This is a genomic window from Massilia sp. CT11-108, from assembly GCF_047302915.1.
Lineage (GTDB): Bacteria > Pseudomonadota > Gammaproteobacteria > Burkholderiales > Burkholderiaceae_D > Telluria > Telluria orientalis.
Genome location: NZ_JBKYMO010001327.1, coordinates 1 through 371 on the forward strand (window position 1 = coordinate 1; position 371 = coordinate 371).

1 pseudogene is annotated in these 371 nt (G+C 64.4%); it reads right to left on the reverse strand.

The annotated features are described in order from the left end of the window. Positions 1 to 371, reverse strand: a pseudogene (locus tag ACEN88_RS34635) (OmpA family protein); the annotation flags it as partial.

Genomic DNA, 371 nt, shown 5'->3' on the forward strand with positions numbered 1-371 from the left:
GCGTAGTTCAGGCTGAACGTCGCGTACTTGGTGTTGGCGCGCGAGAAGCCGAACTTGTCGTCGTCGCGCAGGTGGGCGCGCACGTCGCGCACGTCGGCCTGCAGGGACCACTGCTCGTTCATGCTGACCTGGAAGCCGACGCCGGCCTGGTAATACGGCGACCAGCCGGACACGTTACGGATCGGATTGCTCTCGTGGTCGCGTTCGCCGCCGACACCGATCAGCAGGTACGGACGGAAGGTCTTACGCGACAGCATCAGCAGGGCGTCGACGCCGACGAGGGTCTGGCGGTAGTTGTAACCGTTGTCGTCGACGCGTGCCTGGGTGGCGCCAATCTGGATATCCCACAGCGGATGCACGGCCTTACCGAA